This is a genomic window from Streptomyces sp. NPDC048436, from assembly GCF_043200355.1.
GTDB lineage: Bacteria > Actinomycetota > Actinomycetes > Streptomycetales > Streptomycetaceae > Streptomyces.
The window spans coordinates 63,940-86,510 of the sequence record NZ_JBICXP010000016.1 but is presented as its reverse complement, the minus strand read 5'-3'; the positions used below and the strand labels follow the sequence as shown (position 1 = coordinate 86,510).

Annotated in this window: 19 protein-coding genes; 5 read left to right on the top strand and 14 right to left on the bottom strand. The window is 70.3% G+C overall.

Features of this window, described 5'->3' with window-relative positions:
• Positions 1-141: 141 nt before the first annotated feature.
• Together ACGFX9_RS35800 and ACGFX9_RS35795 are read right to left on the bottom strand one after the other, a co-directional pair.
• Positions 142-870 carry a response regulator gene (locus ACGFX9_RS35800; protein WP_393483149.1) on the bottom strand — a complete coding sequence of 243 codons (729 nt, stop codon included), beginning with the start codon at positions 868-870 and terminating at the stop codon, positions 142-144.
• Positions 867-2,168 carry a sensor histidine kinase gene (locus ACGFX9_RS35795; RefSeq protein ID WP_393483147.1) on the bottom strand — a complete coding sequence of 434 codons (1,302 nt, stop codon included), beginning with the start codon at positions 2,166-2,168 and terminating at the stop codon, positions 867-869. The genes ACGFX9_RS35800 and ACGFX9_RS35795 overlap by 4 nt, the downstream gene beginning before the upstream one ends.
• Positions 2,169-2,301: 133 nt before the next feature.
• On the opposite strand from ACGFX9_RS35795, the gene ACGFX9_RS35790 reads away from it, so the two are divergent.
• Complete coding sequence (locus tag ACGFX9_RS35790) at positions 2,302-3,222, top strand: ATP-binding cassette domain-containing protein (protein ID WP_393483144.1); 921 nt, start codon at positions 2,302-2,304, stop codon at positions 3,220-3,222.
• On the top strand, positions 3,219-4,073 hold the full coding sequence (locus ACGFX9_RS35785; RefSeq protein WP_393483142.1) for an ABC transporter permease: 855 nt from the start codon (positions 3,219-3,221) through the stop codon (positions 4,071-4,073). Before ACGFX9_RS35790 ends, ACGFX9_RS35785 begins: the two co-directional genes overlap by 4 nt.
• Before the next feature lie 9 nt (positions 4,074-4,082).
• Here the strand turns inward: ACGFX9_RS35785 and ACGFX9_RS35780 are convergent, their stop codons facing one another.
• Positions 4,083-5,066, bottom strand: a complete 984-nt coding sequence (locus ACGFX9_RS35780) for a hypothetical protein (protein ID WP_393483139.1) — start codon at positions 5,064-5,066, stop codon at positions 4,083-4,085.
• Positions 5,063-8,527 carry a DNA polymerase III subunit alpha gene (locus ACGFX9_RS35775; RefSeq protein WP_393483136.1) on the bottom strand — a complete coding sequence of 1,155 codons (3,465 nt, stop codon included), beginning with the start codon at positions 8,525-8,527 and terminating at the stop codon, positions 5,063-5,065. The genes ACGFX9_RS35780 and ACGFX9_RS35775 overlap by 4 nt, the downstream gene beginning before the upstream one ends.
• 163 nt (positions 8,528-8,690) lie before the next feature.
• Here ACGFX9_RS35775 and ACGFX9_RS35770 point away from each other — a divergent pair, with 163 nt between their 5' ends.
• The gene (locus tag ACGFX9_RS35770) at positions 8,691-9,719 is read left to right on the top strand and encodes a DUF3533 domain-containing protein (protein WP_393483133.1); all 1,029 of its coding nucleotides are present in this window, start codon (positions 8,691-8,693) and stop codon (positions 9,717-9,719) included.
• Positions 9,720-9,844: 125 nt separating this feature from the next.
• On the opposite strand, the gene ACGFX9_RS35765 is transcribed toward ACGFX9_RS35770, so the two are convergent.
• The 8 genes from ACGFX9_RS35765 to ACGFX9_RS35730 all read right to left on the bottom strand — a co-directional run bounded on the left by ACGFX9_RS35765 (position 9,845) and on the right by ACGFX9_RS35730 (position 17,788).
• Positions 9,845-10,930: a S1 family peptidase gene (locus ACGFX9_RS35765; protein WP_393483131.1), complete on the bottom strand. Its 1,086-nt coding sequence runs from the start codon at positions 10,928-10,930 to the stop codon at positions 9,845-9,847.
• 274 nt (positions 10,931-11,204) lie between these two features.
• Positions 11,205-12,107 carry a slipin family protein gene (locus ACGFX9_RS35760; RefSeq protein WP_393483129.1) on the bottom strand — a complete coding sequence of 301 codons (903 nt, stop codon included), beginning with the start codon at positions 12,105-12,107 and terminating at the stop codon, positions 11,205-11,207.
• 156 nt (positions 12,108-12,263) lie between these two features.
• Entirely contained in the window at positions 12,264-13,160 is an 897-nt protein-coding gene (locus ACGFX9_RS35755) for a S1 family peptidase (protein ID WP_393483127.1), read from the bottom strand.
• 251 nt (positions 13,161-13,411) lie between these two features.
• Complete coding sequence (locus tag ACGFX9_RS35750; protein WP_393483125.1) at positions 13,412-14,263, bottom strand: DUF1684 domain-containing protein; 852 nt, start codon at positions 14,261-14,263, stop codon at positions 13,412-13,414.
• A gap of 7 nt (positions 14,264-14,270) precedes the next feature.
• Positions 14,271-15,248 (bottom strand): ABC transporter substrate-binding protein, encoded by a 978-nt coding sequence (locus ACGFX9_RS35745; RefSeq protein ID WP_393483122.1) that lies wholly within the window; start codon positions 15,246-15,248, stop codon positions 14,271-14,273.
• 49 nt (positions 15,249-15,297) lie between these two features.
• Positions 15,298-16,050, bottom strand: coding sequence for an amino acid ABC transporter ATP-binding protein (locus ACGFX9_RS35740; RefSeq protein WP_393483385.1), 753 nt, complete (start codon positions 16,048-16,050; stop codon positions 15,298-15,300).
• A gap of 5 nt (positions 16,051-16,055) precedes the next feature.
• On the bottom strand, positions 16,056-16,934 hold the full coding sequence (locus ACGFX9_RS35735) for an amino acid ABC transporter permease (protein ID WP_393483119.1): 879 nt from the start codon (positions 16,932-16,934) through the stop codon (positions 16,056-16,058).
• Positions 16,931-17,788 (bottom strand): amino acid ABC transporter permease, encoded by an 858-nt coding sequence (locus ACGFX9_RS35730; protein WP_393483116.1) that lies wholly within the window; start codon positions 17,786-17,788, stop codon positions 16,931-16,933. Before ACGFX9_RS35730 ends, ACGFX9_RS35735 begins: the two co-directional genes overlap by 4 nt.
• A gap of 499 nt (positions 17,789-18,287) precedes the next feature.
• On the opposite strand from ACGFX9_RS35730, the gene ACGFX9_RS35725 reads away from it, so the two are divergent.
• On the top strand, positions 18,288-19,247 hold the full coding sequence (locus ACGFX9_RS35725; RefSeq protein WP_393483113.1) for a transporter substrate-binding domain-containing protein: 960 nt from the start codon (positions 18,288-18,290) through the stop codon (positions 19,245-19,247).
• A gap of 92 nt (positions 19,248-19,339) precedes the next feature.
• Here ACGFX9_RS35725 and ACGFX9_RS35720 read toward each other — a convergent pair whose 3' ends face one another.
• Positions 19,340-20,614 (bottom strand): DUF5685 family protein, encoded by a 1,275-nt coding sequence (locus ACGFX9_RS35720; protein WP_393483111.1) that lies wholly within the window; start codon positions 20,612-20,614, stop codon positions 19,340-19,342.
• A gap of 289 nt (positions 20,615-20,903) precedes the next feature.
• Between ACGFX9_RS35720 and ACGFX9_RS35715 the strand changes: the two genes are divergently transcribed.
• Positions 20,904-21,347 (top strand): cell division protein SepF, encoded by a 444-nt coding sequence (locus ACGFX9_RS35715; protein WP_393483108.1) that lies wholly within the window; start codon positions 20,904-20,906, stop codon positions 21,345-21,347.
• Between the two features lie 13 nt (positions 21,348-21,360).
• Here ACGFX9_RS35715 and ACGFX9_RS35710 read toward each other — a convergent pair whose 3' ends face one another.
• Complete coding sequence (locus tag ACGFX9_RS35710; RefSeq protein WP_393483106.1) at positions 21,361-22,557, bottom strand: acyl-CoA dehydrogenase family protein; 1,197 nt, start codon at positions 22,555-22,557, stop codon at positions 21,361-21,363.
• Between the last annotated feature and the right edge of the window lie 14 nt (positions 22,558-22,571).

The following is a 22,571-nucleotide window of genomic DNA, read 5'->3' as shown; positions in this document are numbered from 1 at the left end:
TCTCCTTGCGGCTCAAGGGAGTTGCGATGAGTGAGCCCTGTGATCCGGATCACGAGGTTGCCGTGCACACGCCAAATTACGAGCCAGTAGTGAAAGTGTGAAGTTACGCGTCGGTAAAACTTCCAGTGACCACTGGCACGGTCAGCCGCGCCGGGTGTTACCGCCTGGCGGTGCGACGAGCCCCAACTCGTACGCGATGATGACCAGTTGGACGCGGTCACGGGAGTCGAGCTTGGTGAAGAGGCGCGCCACATGCGCCTTGACCGTGGCCATGGCGATGACGAGTTCGGCCGCGATCTCCGCGTTGGACAGTCCCCGGCCGACCAGCGTGAGCACCTCGCGCTCGCGGTCGGTGATGCCGTCGACCGTCGAGCGCGCCGTCGGCGCGGGGTCAGGTTCGGGCCGCGCCGCGAACTCCTCGATCAGGCGCCGGGTGACGCTCGGCGCGATCAGGCCGTCGCCGGTGGCCACCACGTGGATCGCCGCGAGGATGTCCTCAAGTGCCATGTCCTTGACGAGGAATCCGCTCGCGCCCGCCCGCAGCGCTCCGTAGACGCAGTCGTCGTCATCGAAGGTGGTGAGCACGAGGACGCGGGTCGCGTCGGTGCCGGGCTCGGTGCCGGTCTCGGCCGTGATCAGCCGGGTGGCCTCGATGCCGTCCATGCCGGGCATGCGGATGTCCATCACGACGACATCGGGGCGTACGTCGCGGGCAAGACGGACCGCTTCGGCGCCCGTTCCCGCCTCCCCCACGACCTCGATGTCGGGGGTGTCGGCCATCAGGACGCGCAGGCCCGCGCGGACGAGGGGCTGGTCGTCGGCGAGGACGACGCGGACAGCACGAGCCGCGTGAGCCGCGTGGTCGGTCATCGCTCCTCCTTCGGTACGGGCAACAGCGCCGTCACCCGGAAGCCGCCCTCAGGGCGCGGTCCCGCGGTGAACCGGCCGTCCAGCAGGGCGACCCGCTCGCGCATCCCGGCCAGACCGAACCCGGTGCCCGCGGGCAGACCCCCGCGGCCCTCGTCCTCGACCCCCAGGGACAGCTCGCCGTCCCGCCGCTCGACGGTCACCCGGCAGGTGTCCGTTCCCGCGTGGCGTACGACATTGGTGAGGGCCTCCTGAAGGATGCGGAACGCGGCCAGGTCGATGTCGGCGGGCAGCGGCCCCCGCTCCCCCTGCCACCGGACCTCGGCGCGGACCCCGGCATCCAATGCGGAGTTCACGAGACGGTCCAAGTCGGCGAGCCCCGGCGCCGGTTCACGGGGCGCGGCGTCCGCGGGGCCCTCGGTCTCCGGTTTCCGCAGCGCGACCAGCGTCCTGCGGAGCCCCGCGAGGGCCTCCCGGCTGGTGGCCTCGATGGTGGTGAGCGCGTTGCGGGCCTCGGCGGGCTGGGTGGCGATGACCCGGCTGCCCACGCCCGCCTGGATGGCTATGACGCCGATGCTGTGCGCGATCATGTCGTGCAACTCCCGCGCGATGCGCAGTCGTTCGGCGGTGACGGCGCGGGCGGTGGCCTGGGCGCGCAGGGCCTCGGCGTGTGTGCGGCGCTCGCGGGCCGAACTGCCCGCCATCCAGGCGGCGATGAGGGCGACGGCGACGAACACGGCGGTCTGGCCGTTGTTGCTGGTCCACTCGGAGGGTGCGCAACTGCTCATGTCGTACTGGCTGGGAGGCCCGTACTGGCCGGCGGGCCCGTACTGACCCGCGGTCCCGTACTGCTCGGGGTGGCAGCCGTCGTCGGCCGGGAAGCCGAAGAGGGAGAGCATCTGTGTCGCGTACGCCATGAGGGCGGCGGTGACCGACGTGCGGCGCGGCCGGGTGGCCGCGAGATAGCCGACGGCGCAGACCCCGGCCAGGATCTGCAGATAGCTGACTTCCGTCGTGCGCATCTCCATCGTCGCCCCGACCCCGCCGAGGAGCAGGAAGGCCAGGGCGGGCAGTGGTCTGCGCCGCAGCAGCGAGGCGACCACGACCGTGAGCGCGCTCGACGCGAGGACCATAGGGACGTCGAAGCCCTGCCTCCCGTGGTCGAACGTCACGTACGTGACGAACGGATAGATGGCGGCCCCGCTCCAGGCCAGGCCCGTACGCACGGGCGACCACAGACGCCTGGGCGCAAGCCTGCTCCGGCCCGCCGCGGGCAGCGTCTGACCTGGCTTGATGTCCATGCGCCGATCGTATGTGCCTCTCCCCGGCGGGGGTATTGGCCCACGGTCGTACACCCTTGGGCTACCGGAGCCCGCGCCGGTGTGGCCGACGGCCCGATGTTCCGCGGCCCCGGTCGGCGGCACCGTGGTCCGGGTGATCGAAGTCAACGAACTGACGAAGCGGTACGGCGACAAGAGCGCCGTCAAGGACCTGAGTTTCACCGTGCGCCCCGGCCAGGTCACCGGGTTCCTCGGCCCGAACGGCGCGGGCAAGACGACCACCCTGCGGATACTGCTCGGCCTGGTCGACCCCAGCGGCGGAACCGCGACCATCGACGGCCGCCCCTTCAGGGACCGCCCCCGCGGCCTGCGCCACGTCGGCGCGCTCCTGGACGCGGGCGACGTACACGGCGGGCGCACGGCGGCGGCCCACCTGGCCGCCCTGGCCCGCGGCAACCGCATTCCGCGGGCCCGGGTCGAGGAGGTGCTGCGAGAGGTCGGCCTCGCCGGGGTCGCCCGGCGGCGCACCGGTGGCTTCTCGCTGGGGATGCGGCAGAGGCTGGGGATCGCCACCGCGCTGCTGGGCGACCCTCCGGTGCTCCTCTTCGACGAGCCCCTCAACGGCCTTGATCCGGAGGGGGTGTTGTGGGTACGCGGGCTCTTCAGGCGCCTTGCCGCCGAGGGCCGCACCGTCTTCGTGTCCAGTCACCTCATGTCGGAGATGGAGAACACCGCCGATGAGCTCATCGTCATCGGCCGGGGCGAGCTGATCGCGGCGGAGAGCCTCACCGACTTCGCCGCGCGGGGCACCCGGCTCAGCGTGAGCGTGCGTACGCCGGACGGCGTGCGGCTGAGGGACGTGCTGACGGCCGAGGGCGCGTCGGTGGAGACGGACGGCGGTGACGCGTCCACTGTCCTCACCGTCACCGGCCTTCCTGCGGCACGCATCGGTGAACTCGCTCACCAGCACCGGCTGTTGCTGCACGAGCTGGCCACCAGAGGCGCCTCCCTGGAGAAGGCGTTCATGGAACTCACCGCCGACAGCGCCGAATACCTGGCAGGAGAGCCCCGATGACGACGCTCACCCTCGCGGCATCCGCGGCCGCCGCGGAACCCCGCGCCCGCTTCCGCGACCTCATCGCCGCCGAGTGGATCAAACTCTGGTCGCTGCGCTCCACGTACTGGGTTCTCGGCATCGGCGCGCTGGTCGTCATCGGGATCAATGTGAACTCCGCACAGTCCAACGCCGACCGCCTCGCGCACCTGCCGCCGCCCCCGGACGACCTGGAACCGTATATGCGGTTCGATCCCCTGCAGACCGCCTTCGTCGATCCCGCCTGGCAGATCTTCATGGTCATCGCGGGCAGTGTCGGCGCCATCGCGGTCTTCGGCGAGTACACCAGCGGTCTGGCCCGTACGACGTTCGCGGCCGTCCCCGACCGGCGCGCGGTGGTGCTGGCCAAGGTGACTGTCGTGGTGGCGGTCATGCTCGTGCTCGGCACGGTCGTCTCGGGTGCGTCGTTCGGCGTGACGCAGGCGATCCTGCGGGAGCACGGGGGGCTCTCGCTCGGCGATCCGGGCGCGTTGCGGGCCGTCGCTGCGGGCGCGCTGCTCGCGCCGCTGTGCGCGCTGGTCGGGATGGCGGTCGGCGCGCTGGTGCGGCACGCCACTGGCACCGTCGTCACGACCCTGGTGACGCTGCTTCTGCTGCCCGCGCTCTTCCAGGGGGAGACCTACCGGTGGGTCAAGGAGATCGGCAACGCGATGCCGCTCACCGCGTGGCAGGAGCTGGTCGTGAACCCCTCGATCCCCTTCCCCCAGGACAGATATCCGGTGTCGGTCACCGAGGCGTGGATCGTGTTCGCGGTGTGGCCGCTGGTCGCGGTGGCCGTCACGGTGGTGACCGTGCACCGCCGGGATCTGTGAACCCCGCGCCTACGCCGCCAGCGTCCCCGGCACGATCGCGCCGGGCCCGAACTTCGCCCGCGCCCGGTCGGCCACCTCCTCGATCCGGCGGGCCCTGTCGTCCGCCGGGTCGAACATCAGCTGGTGGGCGGCCTGTTCGGCGGGGCCGAGCCCTTCGGCGCGCAGGGAGATGCCGCGCACCCGGGCCCGCTGGAGGCCGAGCGCCTCGTACATGCGGTACGCGGTGGTGGTCAGCGCGGAGGAGTGCGCGGTCGGTTCGGGCAGCGTGCGGGTGCGGGTGATCGTCGAATAGCCGGTGCGGTCCGCGTACCGCACGGTGAGGGACAGGGAGCGGCACACCTGGTCCTCGCCGCGCATCCGCGCGCCGAGTTCCTCGGTGAGCGAGAGCAGCGCCCTGCGGTGCCGTGTGGGGTCCAACTCGTCGCGAGGGAAGGGCCGTTCGGATGCGAGGGAGCGGGACGCCGCGTTCGGTACGACCTGCGTACGGTCGATTCCGTGCGCCTTCTCGCGCAGTTCGCGGCCGGCGCGGGCGCCGACGAGGCGCTGCAGCGTGGACAGCGGCGCGGCGGCCACCTTGCCGACGGTGTCGAGTCCGTACGAGCAGAGGGAGCGGGCGGTGGCGCGGCCGACCCCCGGCAGTTCGCCGACCGGCTTCGGGCCGAGGAACTCCAGGGCGGCCTCCGGCTCCGGGCCCACGGCCAGGGTCACTCCCGGCGCGGCCCCCCGCACGGCCATCCGCGCCAGCATCGGGCCCGGCCCTGCGCCGATCACGCAGTCCACCCCGTACAGGGCGAGCGCCCGCACCCGGATCACCGAGGCGAGTTCGGCGGCGTCCCACCCGAAGTAACGCATCGCCCCCCGTACGTCGACGAGCGCACCATCGGGCGGCAGTGCCTCGACGACCGGACTGAACTCGCCGACCAGCGAGATCAGTTGGGGCAGGGCGGCCTCGTACAGGGGAGGCAGCAGGAACCGTATGCAAAGAGTGCTCATCCCGCACTCCCCGGGCTCTGGTGCCACAACTTCCGCCCCGTTGCCGCACGTTCGCCGGGCGGCTGGAGGTCGGCCCAGGGATGCATCTCGTACCCCGTGGACATCCGGATGCGCCGACCGCCGCCCGCATCGGCCACCTCATCGGCCCCCTCGGGGCTGCCAGGTTCGGCGAGCCGTGCCCCCACCGCGTCGAGCCCGCCCTCCTGCCGCAGCTCCACCAGCTCCGCCAGGTTCCAGGCGGCGGCGCCCACCACGCTGAGGCTGCGCGGCCCGCGCCGCTGCACCACCCCGCGGACAAGGAGCAGCCAGGAGTGGAAGACGGTGTGCGCGCACCGCTCGTGGGCGTCGTCGAAGAAGGCGAGGTCGACCAGGCCCGTGCCGTCGTCAAGGGTGGTGAAGATGACCCGCTTCCCGGAGCGGATCGGCGGGGTCTGGGTGGCCGCCTTGGCGCCCGCGACGAGCACGGTCGCCCCGTGTTCGGCTTCCCGCAGGCGGCGCGCCGTCAGTACGCCGAGTTCCCGGAGGAACTCCGTGTGGTCGCCCATGAGATGGCGCGAGGAGTCCATGCCGAGGACGCCGAGTTCGGCGCTGAGCCGTTCCGCGTCGTCCAGGTCGGGCAGCCCGGCGGGTGCCGTCTTCCGCCCGCCGGACAAGGGGAGTTGGGCCCCGGAGGATCCGCCGCGCGAGCCGCGCCGCAGCTCGGTGAGGTGCAGTTGCAGATCGCGGCGGTTGGCGCCGAACGCGTCGAGCGCGCCGACCTGCGCGAGCCGCTGGGCGACCGGTTTGCTGGGCCTTGCCCGCTCCCAGAAGTCCAGGAGCGAGGCGTAGGGCTGCGCGTCGGCGATCCGCTCAGCCTCGGCCTCGCTGATGCCGTGCACGTCGGAGAGGGCGAGGCGCAGGCCCCACCGGTCCGGAGCCGGACCGGTGCCGGCCGAGCCAGAACCAGACACCAGTTCGATACGGTGAGCGACCGCGGACCGGTTCACGTCCAGCGGCAGGATCGGCACCCCCCGCCGCCGCGCGTCCGCGAGCAGCAGCCGCTTCGGGTACATCCCGGGGTCGTGCGTGAGCAACCCGGCGAAGAAGGCGGCCGGGTGATGGGCCTTCAGCCACGCCGACTGATAGGTCGGCACGGCGAAGGCCACCGCGTGCGCCTTGCAGAAGCCGTACGACCCGAAGGCCTCGATGATCTCCCAGGTCCGGCCGATCGTCTCGGCGTCGTACCCCTTCGCCGCCGCCTGCTGCGCGAACCAGAACCGGATCCGCCCCTGCGACTCGGGGTCGGAGAGCCCGCGCCGCACCCGGTCCGCCTCGTCGCGCCCGCAGCCGGTCATGATGTCCACGATCTCGATGATCTGCTCGTGGAAGACGACGACGCCGTACGTCTCCTTCAGCGGACCCGCCAGATCCGGGTGCGGATAGCGGATGGGCGCGCGGCCGTGCCGGGCCTCGATGAACGGCCGCACCATGTCGGCGGCGACCGGCCCCGGACGGAAGAGCGAGATGTCGACGACCAGGTCGTGGAAGGTCGCGGGCTGCAGGCGCCCGACCAGATCACGCTGGCCCGGCGACTCGATCTGGAAGCAGCCGAGCGTCTCGGTCGACTGGATGAGCCGGTACGTCGCCGGGTCCCCCGGCGGTACCGCGTCCACGTCCACCCGCTCGCCCGTGGCCCGCTCGACCTCCCCCACCGCGTGCGCCATCGCCGACTGCATCCGCACGCCGAGCACGTCGAGCTTGAGCAGCCCGAGATCCTCCACGTCCTCCTTGTCGAACTGGGACATGGGAAGGCCCTCGCCGCTGGTGGGCACGACGGGCGTACGCGCGAGCAGCGAGGCATCGGAGAGCAGCACCCCGCACGGATGCATGGCGACCCCGCGCGGCAGCGCGTCCAGGGCCTCGACCAGCTCCCACATGCGGCCGTGTCTCTCTATCTCCCCCGCCACCGCCCGCAGTTCGGGCAGCTCCTCCATCGCCGAGCGGGCGTCGCGCGCGCGGATGTGCGGGAAGGACTTGGCGATCTTGTCGATCTCGGCCGGGTCCATGGAGAGGGCGGCGCCCACGTCACGTATGGCATGGCGGACCCGGTAGGTCTCGGGCATGGCGACGGTCGCGACCCGGTCGGTGCCGAAGCGGCCGATGATCGCGCGGTAGACCTCAAGGCGGCGGGCCGACTCCACGTCGATGTCGATGTCCGGCAGGACGGCCCGCCGCGTGGACAGGAAGCGCTCCATCAGCAGGCCGTGCTCGACGGGGTCGGCGTGCGCGATGCCGATGAGGTGGTTGACCAGGGACCCGGCACCGGAGCCGCGCGCCGCGACCCGGATGCCCAAGCCCCGTACGTCGTCCACCACTTGGGCCACGGTGAGGAAGTAGGAGGCGAAGCCGTGGTACGCGATGATGTCCAGCTCGTGGTGCATCCGCTCCCAGTAGCCGCGGGCCCCCGGGGAGCGGTCGTAGCCGCGCAGCACCATGCCCGCCGTCGCGCGTGAGGCGAGGACGCGCTGCGCGCTGCGGCGCCCCGCGCCCACCAGGTGCGGTTCGGGGAAGCGGACGGAGCCGATGCCGATGTCGTCCTCGGGGTCGACGAGACACTCGGCGGCGGCCGTCTGGGTCTGCTCGACCAGGCGGCGCGCGGTGTCGCGGCGGAAGCCGGCCGCCTCCACGATCCGCTCGGCGTTGCCCAGCATGAGGTCGGCGCCCTTCAACCACCGTTCCCCGCCGTCGAGTTCCTTGGTCGGGTCGACGGGGACGAGGCGGCGGGCCGCGTCGAGTACGTCGGCGACCGGGCCCATCCCCGGGTCGGCGTAGCGGACGGCGTTGCTCAGGACGGGGCGCACGCCCTGCTCGGCGGCGAAGCCGACGGTGCGGGCCGCGAGGCGGAGCGAGCCGGGGCCTGTGCCTTCACGGCCGTGCCATACGGACTCCAGGCGCAGCGCGTCTCCGTAGCGCTCGCGCCAGGGGGCGAGGAGGCGGGCGGCCCGGTCGGGGCGTCCGGCGGCGAGCGCGCGCCCCACGTCGGACGCGGGGCCGAGCAGCACAGTCATGCCCTCGCCATGGTTCTCCTCCCACGGAAGCACGGGCTGCCCCTCGCCGCTCCGGTGGGCGGCGGTGACCAGGCGGCACAGCGCGGCCCAGCCCCTGGCGCCGTCGCGGGCGAGGAAGGTCACGCGCGGGGTCGATTCGTCGATGAAGGCACCTCCGCGCACCGGGGCCCGGCGCCGCTCACCGCGCGCCGGGGCGGGCTCCCCCACCGCGAGCTCGGTACCGAACAGGGGCCGCACCCCCGCTTTCGCGCAGGCCTTGGCGAACCGGACCGTCCCCGCGAGGGTGTCCCGGTCGGTGAGCGCGAGGGCGTCCATGTTCCGCTCGGCGGCGCGCTCGGCGAGCCGCTCCGGGTGCGAGGCCCCGTACCGAGGGGAGAACCCGGAGACGGTGTGCAGATGCGTGAACCCTGGCACACGCACCTCCTGGAACCCTGAACCGATCCGACCTCACATCCCCCGCCTCCACCATAGACCAAGTTTCGAACGTACGTACGACACCCGGGCCGGACCACACCCCGCTTCGCCCATTCGGACCCGCCCACCTGCGGGAACGGCAGGGGCCACGGAGCGTGGGGGCATGAGTTTCACCGATGAGTTGAAGAGCGCCGTCACTCCACGAGCAGCCCTGCTGGTCATCGGCGTACTGGCCTTGCAGCTGCTGTTCATCGCCTCCTACGTGGGTGCCCTGCACGACCCGAAGCTGAAGGACGCACCCTTCGGGGTCGTCGCTCCGGGGCCCGCTGCGAAGGAGACCGCGGCCAAGCTCAGGAAACTCCCCGGTGAACCGCTCGACCCCCGCGTACTCAAGGACGAGGCCACGGCCCGCGACCAGATCATGAACCGCGACATCGACGGCGCCCTGCTCCTCGACCCCCGGGGCACCGACGACACCCTCCTTGTCGGCTCCGGCGGCGGCACCGTCCTCGCCACCGCCCTGGAGAAGATCGCCACCCAGGTCGAAGCGGACCAGCAGCGGACGGTCAAGGCCGTGGACGTGGCCCCGGCGTCCCCCGACGACTTCAACGGGCTCTCGTCCTTCTACCTCGTCGTCGGCTGGTGCGTCGGCGGCTATCTGTGCGCCTCGATCCTGGCGATCAGCGCGGGCTCCCGGGCCACGAACCGCCAGCGCGCACTGATCAGGACCGGCGCCATGGCGCTCTACTCGATCGCGGGGGGCCTGGGCGGCGCGCTCATCATCGGGCCCATTCTCGGCGCCCTGCCCGGCAGCATCATGGGCCTGTGGGGCCTCGGCTCGCTCGTCGTCTTCTCGGTCGGCATGATCACGCTCGCCCTGCAGTCGCTCACCGGCATCGTGGGCATCGGCCTCGCCGTCCTGCTCGTCGTGATCGCGGGCAACCCGAGCGCGGGCGGCGCCTTCCCGCTGCCGATGCTGCCGCCGTTCTGGAAGGCGATCGGCCCCTGGCTGCCGCCGGGCGCGGGCACCTGGGCGGCGCGCTCCATCGCGTACTTCAAGGGCAACGCGATCACCGGCCCCATGCTGGTACTCGCCGCCTGGGCGGTCCTGGGCACCGCCATCACCCTGGTCATGTCAGCACTACGGGGGGACCGCCAGCCGGGCAGGGATAAAACGCTGGGCGCCCCGTAAGAGGCGCCCCATAGGGGCGCGAGGAACTGCGCGCCCAGCCACATACGGCCCGCAGGAATCAAAGCAAACGGGGCCGACCCACCCAAGGCGAACCGACCCCGTACTGCTACCCCTGCCGGGAGGGCCTAACCAATCTCCGCCCCAAAAGCGGCAAGCGCCTCCGGCACCGGCTGGAAGAACGTCTCCCCGCCGGCGGAGCAGTCACCACTGCCCCCCGAGGTCAGCCCAAGCGCCGTGTCGCCCGCGAAGAGCGAGCCGCCGCTGTCGCCCGGCTCGGCGCAGACGTCGGTCTGGATGAGCCCGTTGACTATGTCGCCGTTTCCGTAGTTCACGGTGGCGTCGAGACCGGTGACCGTCCCGTCGTGCACCTGCGTGGTCGAACCACTGCGCTGCACCTTCTGGCCCACGGTCGCGTCGCCCGCCTTGGTGATGGCCTGCGTCGAGCCGTTGTAGAGGTTCACCTCACTCGGGTGCGCGGTGTCACCGCTGTACTTGACGATTCCGTAGTCGTTGTCGGGGAAGCTGGAGCCCGCGTTCTCACCGATGACCGGGCCGCCCTCCTCCTCGGACCAGCTGGTGATCGACTCGGTGCAGTGCCCGGCGGTCAGGAAGTGCGGCGCACCGTCCTTGACCACGTTGAAGCCGAGCGAGCAGCGGCCGCCGCCACCCCAGATGGCGTCGCCACCTGCGATGAAGGGCTTGAACTCCCCCTTGCTGTGCTGGAGTTCGGCCCTGGAACCGAGCCCCTTCACGACCGCGTCCAGCTTGTCCATCGCGGCGCCCTTGACCGTGCGGTCCGCCGTGACGACGACCTTGTTGGTGGCCGGGTCGACCGCCCACGAGGTGCCGGGGATGGTCGCCTTGTCGCTGAGCGTGGAGCGCGCGCTCTTCAGTTCGGCGAGGGAGTTCTCGACGATTCTGGCCTTGGCGCCCGCCGACTCGACGGCGTCCGCCGCGCTCTTGTCGAGGACGTTCACGACCAGGTTCTTGGCCTTGGCGTCGTAGTACGTACCCGCGGCGTCCGCGCCGAGGCCCTTGCCGAGGGACGAGGCGAGCTTTCCGGCCTTCGCGACCGAGAGGGTGTCCGGCGTGGGGGTCGGGGCACTCTCACTCGCGTTCGCAGTCTGGAAGGTGATTCCGGCGGCGATCAGTGCGGTGATGCCCGCACCTGCCACGGCGGCACGTCGCTTGGATATGCGTCGGTGCTTCACGTCACGTCCTCCTGTGGGGGGTCGGCCCGTTCGGTGTGGGGACCTGAGGGCCGGAAGGCGTACCAGCACGGAGTCGCTCACGCTGCAAAAGCCGCGTCCATGCCAAAGGTTGGGCCCACTATCCCGATACCGCCGGGTAGCACACAAGGTCTACTTCAGGACGCGCACGCCACAACCACCGTGCGCCCCCCACCTCTTCACCGCTGCGGGTCGCACCACGTCGGTTCCCGCTGCAAACACCGCGTGCGAGCGGACGATCGGCAGCGGGTAAGGACTAGTCCTGTCCGGTTCTCGACCCTGCGGGCGCGTCCGGCTCTCCGCCTTCCGAATCCGCCGTACCGGAATCCGGCAGTGCGACGGCAGGCGGTGGTGGCGTGGCGACGGAGGGCTGGGGCGCCGCCGCGGGCGGCTGCGGCGCCGGCTGGGCCCGCTCCAGGAAGCGCAACAGCTCCACGGGGAAGGGCAGTACGAGCGTCGAGTTCTTCTCCGCGGCGACCGCCACGACGGTCTGCAGGAGCCGCAGCTGGAGGGCGGCGGGCTCGGCCGCCATCTCGTGCGCGGCCTCAGCGAGCTTCTTGGAGGCCTGCAGCTCGGCGTCCGCGTTGATCACACGCGCCCGCCGCTCACGGTCCGCCTCGGCCTGCCGGGCCATCGACCGCTTCATCGTCTCCGGAAGGGATACGTCCTTGATCTCGACCCGGTCGATCTGTACACCCCACCCGAGCGCGGGCGAGTCAATCATCAACTCCAGGCCCTGGTTGAGCTTTTCCCGGTTGGAGAGCAGATCGTCGAGGTCGCTCTTGCCGATGATCGAGCGCAGCGACGTCTGTGCCATCTGCGAGACCGCGAAACGGTAGTCCTCCACCTGGACGACGGCCTCGGCCGCGTCGACCACCTTGAAGTAGATGACCGCGTCCACCCGGACGGTGACGTTGTCCCGCGTGATGCCGTCCTGCGCGGGCACCGGCATCGTCACGATCTGCATGTTGACCTTACGGAGCCGGTCCACACCCGGCACGACCATCGTGAACCCGGGCCCGCGCACCGCGCGTTGCAACCGTCCGAGCCGGAGCACGACACCCCGTTCGTACTGTTTGACGACACGCGCCGCGGCCATCACATAGACCACTCCGACAGCCCCGACGGTCGCTCCCGCCACCACCAGCTCCTCGACCATGCCGGCCCCCAGGGTCCGAATTGGGCGTGTTGGGCGTGCACTTCGAAGGTAGCGCCGCACGACGCACAAAGGGAGACGGGAGACAGGGGAGAACCCCCGCCCGTGACTCCGGGCGGGGGCTCTCAGCCGCTGGCTGCAGAACGGGTCGTACGTGGATCAGTAGACGCTCACGCCGTACGCGCTCAGCGCCTCGGTGACCGGCTGGAAGAAGGTCGTGCCGCCCGAGGAGCAGTTGCCGCTGCCGCCCGAGGTCAGGCCGAGTGCCTTGGTGCCCGCGTAGAGCGGACCGCCGCTGTCGCCGGGTTCGGCGCAGACCGTGGTCTTGATCATGCCGTAGACGATGTCGCCGCCGCCGTAGTTGACGGTCGCGTTCAGGCCGGTGACCTTACCGCTGTGGATGCCGGTGGTGGAGCCGCGCCGGGTGACGGTCTGGTTCAGGGTGGCGTTGCCCGCGCTGGTGATGTCCTGGCTGCCGACCGTGCCCGCGTGACTGGCCGAGCCGGTGTACTTGACGATGCCGTAGTCGTTGGTCGGGAAGCTGGAACCCGTCGTGGTCCCCAGCGTCGTGGTGTGCCCCGAGTTGGACCACCAGGTGCCCGCACCGTCGGTGCAGTGACCGGCGGTGACGAAGTAGTAGGTGCTGCCGCTGCGGACGTTGAAGCCCAGCGAGCAGCGCCAGCTCGATGCGTAGATGGCGTCGCCGCCGGAGATCAGCTTGCTGAACTTGCCCGGGGTCCGCTCGACCTTGAGGGCACCCGCGTTGCTGCCCGCCGCCGCCTTGATCTTGGCGATCTCGGCCTTGGAGACAGTGCTGTCGGCAGTGACGACCAGACGGTTGGTCGCCTTGTCGACGCTCCACGCGGTGCCCGCCACATTGGCGTCGAGTACCGCGTCGCCCGCCTTGGTGAGCTGCGCCGAGCTGAAGGTGGTGACGTCGTTGGCGTTCGCAGCGGGGACGGCGAGCGCGCCGGCGGCCACAAGTCCGGTGGCCACGGCGAGCAGACGAGTACGTCTCGCTATGCCGCTGCGGGGGGTGGTGCGCTTGTTCCTCACTTGTTGTTCCTCCCGAGGGGAAGTCAGTGGGCCCGTGTGGGTTGCAGGCCCGTGAGGCGCAGCCATAGAGCACAAAAGACGGTCCGGGTTCCGGATACGCCGTGCCCCTGACAAGCGCTGCTCGGGAGTATTCGGGCCAAGGACAGCACGCACAAGGGCGTCTTTCAGCCGTCAGCCGGATACATGTCGACCGGCCCCGGCGGCTGTCGTATCTCTCGTACGCCACCGGGGCTGGGGTCATCGGCGCTCGTTCAGACGTGTCGGCGGGCAAGAAGGTTCCGCTCACCGGCGGCGATCTCGGCGTCAAGCGTGTTGCCCGGGGGCGGGAAGGGGCAGAGGAAGTGGTCGGCGAAGGCACACGGCGGAAGCAGCGCACGGTTGAAGTCCACCGTCGTGCGCCCCTCGGCGTCGGGCGCTGCGGGACGCAGGAACCGGAACCGGTGGCTGGACACCCCGCCGGTCGTGTCGGCGAAGACCGCCCACAATGAGCCGTCGCCCTCCACCGAGACCTGGAGCGTGTGCTCCTTTCCGGCCAGGGTGAAGGCAAGTTCACCGCCGAGGCCGAGCCCGCGCTCCACCCCGTCCGCGTTGCCGACCCGTACGGTGCGCACCCCGCTGCCGGTGCCGTCGGCGGCGTACGGCGTGAAGCGCCCCACCGCCGCCCAGCGCGCGTCGTACTCCGTGGCCTCGATGCCCTGGAAGGCGCGGCGCGCGGCGGACTCGGGGTCGAAGTCGCGTACCGCCCAGAGCCCTTCGCGCCGCAGCACGACGAGGCGGCGCTCCCCCAGGGCGACGCGGGCCGCGGCGACCTGGCCGGGGTCGGCGCCCAGCCGGACCTCTCCGCTGAGGAGCCGCCCGTCGACTGTCAGTCCGTCGTCGGCGTCGGCGTCGGCGTCGGCGGTCAGAACGATCTCGTCGCCCGCCTCGGTCCAGCGCCCGGGGATGCCCGGGAGCCGGCCGTCCGGATGGTCGGCGAGCCAGTGCGTGCCGGTGAGAGCCAGTGGGCCATAGGGCGCCGACACCGTCTCCGTCCGCTGCTCGTGCCAGTGCTTCCAGTCGCGTGCCGCGTCCGTAGACGTGCCCGTAGGCGTGTCCGTCGTCATGTGCTGTTCAGCCCTTCTGCTTGGGGAGGCCCTCGGGGTTGACGCGCGACTTCTTCACGGCTTCGCTCGCCAGACCCCAGCGCCCCAGGACCTTGGCGTAACTGCCGTCCTTGATGGCGTGGTTGAGCGCGGCGGCGTAGGCGTCGACCAGGCCGCTGTCCTTCTTCGTGGTGGCGGCGATCTCGCCCTGGACGGCGGCTCCCCCGCCCGACAACGTACCGATGATCTTCGTCTGTCCCGCCGACGCCACGTGGTACGCGGCCGAGGGGTTCGGGCCGAGGTATGCGTCGATGCGCCCGGACTGGAGGGCCAGGTAGTAGTCGGAGTCCTTCTGGAAGTACTTGATGTCGACCGGCTCACGCCCTGCCTTCTCGTTCTCCTTGCTCCAGTCGACGAGGATCTTCTCCTGGTTGGTGCCCGAGGAGACCGCGATGGTCCTGCCCGCGACGTCCGCGGGTTTCTTCGCCGTCCACGTGGCGTCCTTGCGTGCCTCGAAGGCGATGTTGTCGAGCCGGTAGGTGGCGAAGTCGTACTTCTCCTTGCGCTCCTCGGTCACCGTGACGTTGCCGAAGACGCCGTCGAACTTCCCGCTGTCCAGGCCGACGAAGAGGTTCTCCCAGGAGACCTGCTCGAACTTCGGCTTCAGACCGAGGATGTCGGCGACCAGGATCGCGATGTCGACCTCGGAGCCGATCCGCGTCTTGTCGTCGGTGGCGTAGAAGCCGAGCGGCGCGGTCGAGTCGGCGCCGCCGCCGAGCCGCAGCGTGCCGCGCCCGCGCACCTCTTCGGGTACGAGCGCGGCGATGGCGTCGACCTTCTTGCCGCGTACGCGGTTCTGGTCGGGCCCGATGTTGATGTTGCCGACCTTCTTGGTGCCGGGCTTGCCTGAGCCGGTCGCGGCGTCGCTGTCCCCGCCGCAGGCGCTGAGCAGGGGTGCGAGGGCCAGGGCGGCGATGGAGGCGGAGAGGGTACGTCGGGAAAGCATGCGAGAGCTCCTGGAGAACCGTGGCTGGGAGAACCTGGAGGACCTTGGTCTAGAGGACCTTGGAGAGAAATGTGCGGGTGCGGTCGTGCCGCGGCCGGTCGAGTACGTCGCCGGGGGCGCCCTGTTCGACGATCAGTCCCTCGTCCATGAAGACGACCGTGTCGGCGACCTCACGCGCGAAGCCGATCTCATGGGTGACGACGATCATCGTGGTGCCCTGGCTCGCCAAGTCCTTGATGACGTCGAGGACTTCACCGACCAGTTCGGGGTCGAGCGCGGACGTCGGCTCGTCGAAGAGCAGCAGCTTCGGTTCGAGGGCGAGCGCGCGGGCGATGGCGACGCGCTGCTGCTGCCCGCCGGAGAGCTGCTTGGGGTAGGCGTCCGCCTTGTCGGCGAGCCCGACCCGGTCGAGCAGGGTCCCGGCGGCGGCGACGGCTTCCTTGCGTGGCCTCTTCAGCGCCGAGATGGGCGCCTCGACGATGTTCTCCAGGACCGTCAGATGCGGGAAGAGGTTGAAGTTCTGGAAGACGAAGCCGATCTGGGTGCGCTGCTTGAGCACCTCGCGTTCGCGCAGCTCGTACAGCTTGTCGCCGGAGCGCCGGTAGCCGACGAGCGCGCCGTCGACGCTGATCCAGCCCTTGTCCACCTTCTCCAGGTGGTTGATGGCGCGCAGCAGTGTGGACTTGCCGGATCCGGAGGGGCCGAGGATGACGGTGACCTCCCCCTTGCGCACCTCCAGATCAAGGCCCCGCAGTACCTCCAGGGATCCGAAGGACTTGTGCACGGACCGGAGTTCGACCATCGCGCTCATCGCGATGCCCCCTTTGAGAAGTGACGTTCGACGTAGTGCTGGAGGACGGAGAGTGCGGTGGTGAGCAGGACGTACCAGGCGGTGGCGACCATCAGGAGCGGCACGACGCGGCCGTTGCGGCCGTAGATGACCTGGACTTGGTAGAAGAGCTCGCCGATCGCCATCACGGAGACGATCGAGGTGCCCTTGAAGAGGGAGATGATCTCGTTGGCCGCGTTGGGCAGGATCGAGCGCATCGCCTGCGGCAGGACGATCCGGCGGATCTGCCTCAGGCGGGGGATGCCGAGCGCTGCCGCAGCCTCCAACTGGCCGCTGTCGACGGCCAGTACGCCCGCCCGTACGATCTCGGCGGCGTACGCGGCCTGGTGGAGTGCGAGCCCGAGGACCGCCGCGCTCATCGCGCCGACGAGCCCCATGGTGTCGAAGGAGAAGAAGCCGGGCCCGAAGGGGATGCCGAACTGCAACTCCTTGTACAGATAGGCCAGGTTGAACCAGAAGAGCAGCTGCACGATGAGCGGGATCGAGCGGAACGCCCAGATGTAGGCGAAGGCCACCGCCTTGAGGAAGGGGCTCGCCGAGAGCCGCATGAAGGCGAGCACGATGCCGAGCGCGAAGCCGACGGCCGTGCCGTAGAAGGTGAGCTGGAGGGTGACCCAGACCGCCTTGAGGATCACGTCGGCGGTGAAGAACTCGGCGAACACCTCCCATTCCCAGCCGGAGTTGGTGGCGAGTCCGTGTGCGAACTGGGCCACCAGGACGGCTGTCGCGACGACGGCCGCCCAGCGCCAGGGGTGGCGCACGGGGACGACCTTCAGCGCGCTGTAGTCGTCGTCCTTGGCGAGGCCGTCGGCCACCGGGCGTTCCGTGACGCTCATCGGGTGCGCTCCGATCCGCGCGCGTAGTACCGCTCCACGTAGTACTGGCCGACGCTGAGCAGCGAGGTGACCACGACGTACCAGAGGGTGGCGACCAGCAGCAGCGGGATCACCTGATAGGTGCGGTGATAGACGAGCTGCACGGAGTACAGCAGGTCCTGCACCGCGATGACGCTGACGATCGAGGTGCCCTTGAGCGTGCCGATCAGCATGTTCCCCGCGGGCGGCACGATGGAGCGCATGGCCTGCGGAAGCACGATCCGCCGCCATCTGCGCCACCGGCTGAGCCCGATGGCCTGTGCGGCCTCGATCTGTCCACGGTCGACGGAGAGGATGCCGCCGCGCACCACCTCGGCGGCGTACGCGGCCTCGTGCAGGGTGAGACCGATGACGGCGATGGTGATCGGCCCGAGGAGGTTCACCGTCTTCACGCCGAAGAGGTAGGGGTACAGCGCCCCGATGTTGAACCAGAACAGCAGCTGCACCAGGATCGGCATCGACCGGAAGAGCCAGACATAGCCCCAACTGACGGCGCGCAGCACGGGGTTGGAGGAGAGCCGCCCCATGGCGAGCACGGTGCCGAGCGCGAAGCCGAGCACCATGACGACGGCGGTCAGCCAGAGCGTGAGCCACAGGCCGCGCAGCACGGACGCCGAGGTGAAGTAGTCGCCGACCACGTCCCACTGGAACGCGTCATTGCGTACGACCGAGTTGGCGGCGAGCGCGAGAAGGAGAAGGACCGCGGCGGCGGCCACCCACTGACCGGCGCGGCGGCGCGGCACGATGCGCGGGGCGTCGGGAGGAGGGTCGTGGGGAGGGGCGGTCGCGGCTTTGGTGAGCGTGTCGGAAGACATGGCGAAGGCTCCGTGGATACAGGAGACCCCCGGGCACGCGTCGGAACGCGCGGCGGGAGATCACACACGGGTGGTGCCTTCACACGGACCGAGCCCCTCAGCACGATCCGCCTTGAGAGTACGGGGCGCTTTCGGCCCGCTGTCAAGGGTGTCCAGGATCTGAGCGGTACGTCTCACGGCAGTTGACGGAAAAACGGATGCCTGTTCCACTTGCCCCATGCATCCGCAGCAGTGGCTGGTCACGCGCTCCCACATCGACTTCGGTCGAGTGTGGTCGGCGTCTTGTTCGACGACTCTCTGAGCCGACCCCCTGCGCGCTGAGCCTCTCTTTCCCGAGGGCTCTTCCGCCTTGCATCGCCCGGCGCCCACGCGCCGTTGACCCCTGCCTTCACACGCGCCTCCCGCCGCCGCGCCCCTGCGCACGCCGGCACCCCTCCCTCGTCATGCCTTCGTACGTCCGCTCCGCCCTGCCCTGCCGCCTGATGGAGAACGTCACGCCATGAGCAAGTCCCCGTATTCCCGCCGTATCCCTGCGGCCTTCGCCCTGATCACCGCCGCCACACTCACGCTCACCGCCTGCGGTTCCGGCGGCTCCGCCGACACCACGGTCGGCGCGGCGCCCGCGGGCAAGAGCGACAAGATCCCCACCGCCGACGTGGTGTCCTCGGTCAAGAAGGACGAGGCGGCGGCGCGGCTGCTCCCCTCGGACGTACGAGAACGGGGGACCCTCAATCTGGCGACCGCCGTCGGCGGCAGCCCGCCGGGCAACACCTATCTGGAGGACGGCAGAACGATCGTCGGCCAGGACGCCGACTTCGCGGATGCCGTCGCCAAGGCGCTCGGCCTGAAGCTGAAGCGCGAGGCCGCGAGCTTCGAGGCGATCCTGCCCGCCCTGGACAGCGGCAAGTACGACCTGGGCACCGGAAACTTCGGCGTCACGGACGAGCGGCGCAAGACCATCGACTTCGTCACGTACATCAACGACGGCCAAGGCTTCGCCGTCCGTAAGGACAGCAAGCTGAAGAAGGTCACGGACTTCGAGCAGCTGTGCGGCCTGAACGTGGCGACCGGCGCCGGCACCACCTTCGAGGTCACCCTTGAGGACAACAAGCATGTGTGCGAGGACGCGGGCAAGAAGCCGTACAGCGTGAAGACCTACGCGGAACAGGGCGCGATCTGGGGTTCGCTCCAGCAGGGCCGCACCGATGTGGTGATGTCCACCATCAACGGCCTGCGGTACGCGGTCGCCCATCAGGAGGGCCTGAAGTTCCTCGGCGAGTACCACCGTCTCGACGTCGGCTTCGCCTTCAAGAAGGGCACGAAGCTGGCGCCGGCGTTCCGGGCGGCGGTGAACCGGCTGATCGAGGACGGGACGTACGACCGCATCCTGAAGAAGTGGGGAACCAAGGACTCGGCGATCGAGAAGTCACAGATCTCACCGCCGGAGATCAAGGACTGACCGCCCGTCAGCGGTAGCGCCCCCGAAGGGGCGCGGGGAACTGCGCGACAAGCCCCCACGCACCCGCGGACGACAGCAGTCCCGCAGCGTTCCTACAGCCCGCAGTCGCAACAGGAGCAGCACTCGCAGATACCGCAGCACCCGCAGTCACAATCGCCGCAATTGTTGCAGCATCCCTCCCGCTTCTTGCGGGACCAGGGGCCCTCGTAGGAATCGGCACAGCACACCTTGCAGGTGCAGCAGAGCCCGATGGCGACCGCGCATCCCGCCCAGAAGCCCCGCTTGCCCGGCTTCGGCGGCTGGGGTTCGGGGCCGGGCCCGAAACCGCCAGGCCCACCAGGGCCACCCGGCACCCCGCCTCCGTACGGATTGCCACCTCCGTACGGGGACTGCGGGCCGTACGGACCGCTGGAGGGAGGTCCGTACGGCCCGCCCTGTCCGGGCGACGACGGCGGCGGAGGCCCGAAGGAACCGCCCTGATGGGCCGTCACCTCATGGGAGTGCCCGCACGAACCGGTCCCGAAGGCCCGGTCCACCGAGCGCCCCAGTTCATGCGCGAGCAGCACATGCGCCAGCTTGCCGTCGGTGAATTCGGCGTCCCGCAGCGCGAGCCGGATGCCGTGCAGGGCGTCGTCCGCCAGGCGCCGGGCCTCGGCGAGGCCGGTGCCCGTGGCCGTGAGCGGGTTCCAGGCACCCGACGCGGCGTCAGCTTCCTTGTCCTCCACGGCGTCCAGGAGATGCGCGAGCCTGCCGAAGAGCCGCCCCGCCTCGGCGAGCGGCGCGGCGTTGCCCGGCCTGCCCGCGATGACGGCGGTGTGCGCGAAGGCCGCGGCGGTGGCTGTCTCGGTCGGCTCGGTGACCGTGAGCAGAGAGGTGCCGGGGCCGGCCAAGGTCTCGATGCCGACCTGCCGTTCGACGGCGTCGAGGAGGACCGCCGTGTCGAATCCCACATCGGCGCCGGTCCGCGCGCCCGCCCGGTCCCAGCTGCTCGCGACCTTGCGCGCGGCGGCGGCCACCGGCCTGCGCGCCAAGAGCCCGTCCCCGTCGACGACGTGGTCGCGCACCTTCGCCGAGGCCAGGACCAGGGAGACTGCGGCGGCGAGCCGCGCTCCCTCGCCCTGGGCGACGGACGCGGTCCGCATGCCGCGCAGCGGGCAGGGCCCCGCGGTGCGCCGCCAGCCGGTCGACTTGGCGGCCTGAGCCTCCGTCAGAACCGAGATGATCAGGCCGTCGTAGTTGGTCACGACCCGGGCGAACTGCCCGTGGTCACTGCGCAGGGCGAGACAGAGCCCGCAGAGGTGCGCCATCCATTGCGTCTTCAGCCCCTCACCGAGACGATGACTGCAGGGCCTGACGATTCCGAACATACGACTCCCCCGTGAGCCTTCCGCTGATCAACTCGGGCATCGTATCGAGGGTTCCGTTCACCCGGACGCACCTGTCGTCACCCATACGCCGTGAGAAATCATATTTCACTCACTGTCAGCAGCCATACTCTGTACGACCCTTGGGTAGCAACGAGAGTCAGCGTGTTGACTCTGCACCAGTACCGTCACGAAAACCCCGCGCGGCGACTATCCACTTGGCGCCCCATCCGCATCATGGACGAACATGGGGACAGGGAACGCAGAAAGCCCGCTGTGAGAGGAGGCGTCCATGGGATCGGTGCGCAAGGCGAGTGCCTGGCTTGGCCTCGTCGACGACAACAACAATGACGAGCGTTACTACGACGGCTACGACGATGACGAGGCCGAGGGACCCGGCGAGGCCTGGGTCACCGACCCGCGGGTGCGGGTGGCGGCCGAGTCCGCGCAGGAGGAGGGGCGCCGGATCGGGACCGTGACCCCGGACAGTTTCCGGGACGCGCGCGGCATCGGTGAACTCTTCCGGAGCGGTGTCCCGGTCATCATCAACCTCACGTCGATGGAGCCCGGCGACGCCAAGCGCGTCGTGGACTTCGCGGCGGGCCTGACCTTCGGTCTGCGGGGCTCCATCGAGCGCGTGGCGACGCGGGTCTTCCTGCTCACCCCCGCCGACACGCTGATTGTCAACGGCGAGGCCACGAGCCGCCCATCGGACGGATTCTTCAACCAGAGCTAGCGGGCGAGGCCGCTCACCGGAAAGCGTCAAGGCCGGTGAGCGCCTTGCCCAGGACGAGTTGGTGCATTTCGACGGTGCCCTCATAGGTGAGCACCGATTCGAGGTTCGTCGCGTGCCGCATCACGGGGTACTCGAGGGAGATCCCGTTCGCGCCCAGGATCGTCCGGGACGTGCGGCAGATCTCGATGGCTTCTCGTACGTTGTTGAGCTTTCCGAAGCTGACCTGTTCGGGGCGGAGCCTTCCGGCGTCGAGACGCCGGCCGAGGTGGTGTGCGAGCAGGATGCCCTTGTGCAGTTCGACCGCCATGTCGGCGAGCTTGGCCTGGGTGAGCTGGAAGCCGCCGATGGGCCTGCCGAACTGCTCGCGGGTCTTGGAGTACTCGACGGCGGCCTCGAAGGAGGAGCGGGCGGCGCCCATGGCTCCCCAGACGATGCCGTAGCGCGCGTGGGAGAGACAGCTCAGCGGGCCCTTGAGCCCGGTGACCTCGGGAAGCACGGCGTCGGCGGGCAGCCGGACCTCGTCCATGACGAGCTCGCTGGTGACGCTCGCGCGCAGCGACCACTTGTGCTTGATCTCGGGCGCCGAGAAGCCGGGCGTCCCGGTGGGGACGACGAAGCCCCTGATCCCGTCGTCGGTGTGGGCCCAGACCACGGCGACCCCGGCCACGGACCCATTTGTGATCCACATCTTGCGCCCGGTGAGCACCCAGTCGGTGCCGTCCTTCTTCGCGAAGGTGCGCATGGACGCCGGGTCGGAGCCGTGGTCGGGCTCGGTGAGCCCGAAGCACCCGATGATCTCCCCCACGGCCATCCCCGGCAGCCAGCGCTGCTTCTGCTCCTCGGAGCCGAAGCGGTGGATGGCGTACATGGCGAGGGAGCCCTGCACGGAGACGAGGGAACGGATGCCGGAGTCGGCGGCCTCGAGTTCCAGGCAGGCGAGCCCGTACTGGACGGAGCTCGCGCCCGCGCAGCCGTAGCCCTCAAGGGACATGCCGAGCGCGCCGATCGAACCGAGCTCGCGGGCCAGGTCACGGATGCCGGGCAGCTCGCCCTTCTCGTACCACTCGGCGATGTGCGGCAGGATGCGGTCGGCCGCCCAGGAGCGGACGGTCTCGCGGATCGCGAGGTCCTCAGGCTCCAGGAGATCGTCGATGCCGAGGGGGTCGGCGGGGTCGAAGGGCGGCAGAGGGGTGCGGGCGCTTGCGGACATGCGGGCCTCCGGCG

What these genes read in the sequence shown, in the direction of transcription:
- ACGFX9_RS35800 (WP_393483149.1), bottom strand. Translation starts at nt 870, where the DNA reads ATGACCGACCACGCGGCTCACGCGGCTCGTGCTGTCCGCGTCGTCCTC.
- ACGFX9_RS35795 (WP_393483147.1), bottom strand. Translation starts at nt 2,168, where the DNA reads ATGGACATCAAGCCAGGTCAGACGCTGCCCGCGGCGGGCCGGAGCAGG.
- ACGFX9_RS35785 (WP_393483142.1), top strand. Translation starts at nt 3,219, where the DNA reads ATGACGACGCTCACCCTCGCGGCATCCGCGGCCGCCGCGGAACCCCGC.
- ACGFX9_RS35780 (WP_393483139.1), bottom strand. Translation starts at nt 5,066, where the DNA reads ATGAGCACTCTTTGCATACGGTTCCTGCTGCCTCCCCTGTACGAGGCC.
- ACGFX9_RS35770 (WP_393483133.1), top strand. Translation starts at nt 8,691, where the DNA reads ATGAGTTTCACCGATGAGTTGAAGAGCGCCGTCACTCCACGAGCAGCC.
- ACGFX9_RS35760 (WP_393483129.1), bottom strand. Translation starts at nt 12,107, where the DNA reads ATGGTCGAGGAGCTGGTGGTGGCGGGAGCGACCGTCGGGGCTGTCGGA.
- ACGFX9_RS35750 (WP_393483125.1), bottom strand. Translation starts at nt 14,263, where the DNA reads ATGACGACGGACACGCCTACGGGCACGTCTACGGACGCGGCACGCGAC.
- ACGFX9_RS35745 (WP_393483122.1), bottom strand. Translation starts at nt 15,248, where the DNA reads ATGCTTTCCCGACGTACCCTCTCCGCCTCCATCGCCGCCCTGGCCCTC.
- ACGFX9_RS35740 (WP_393483385.1), bottom strand. Translation starts at nt 16,050, where the DNA reads ATGGTCGAACTCCGGTCCGTGCACAAGTCCTTCGGATCCCTGGAGGTA.
- ACGFX9_RS35735 (WP_393483119.1), bottom strand. Translation starts at nt 16,934, where the DNA reads ATGAGCGTCACGGAACGCCCGGTGGCCGACGGCCTCGCCAAGGACGAC.
- ACGFX9_RS35730 (WP_393483116.1), bottom strand. Translation starts at nt 17,788, where the DNA reads ATGTCTTCCGACACGCTCACCAAAGCCGCGACCGCCCCTCCCCACGAC.
- ACGFX9_RS35725 (WP_393483113.1), top strand. Translation starts at nt 18,288, where the DNA reads ATGAGCAAGTCCCCGTATTCCCGCCGTATCCCTGCGGCCTTCGCCCTG.
- ACGFX9_RS35720 (WP_393483111.1), bottom strand. Translation starts at nt 20,614, where the DNA reads ATGTTCGGAATCGTCAGGCCCTGCAGTCATCGTCTCGGTGAGGGGCTG.
- ACGFX9_RS35715 (WP_393483108.1), top strand. Translation starts at nt 20,904, where the DNA reads ATGGGATCGGTGCGCAAGGCGAGTGCCTGGCTTGGCCTCGTCGACGAC.
- ACGFX9_RS35710 (WP_393483106.1), bottom strand. Translation starts at nt 22,557, where the DNA reads ATGTCCGCAAGCGCCCGCACCCCTCTGCCGCCCTTCGACCCCGCCGAC.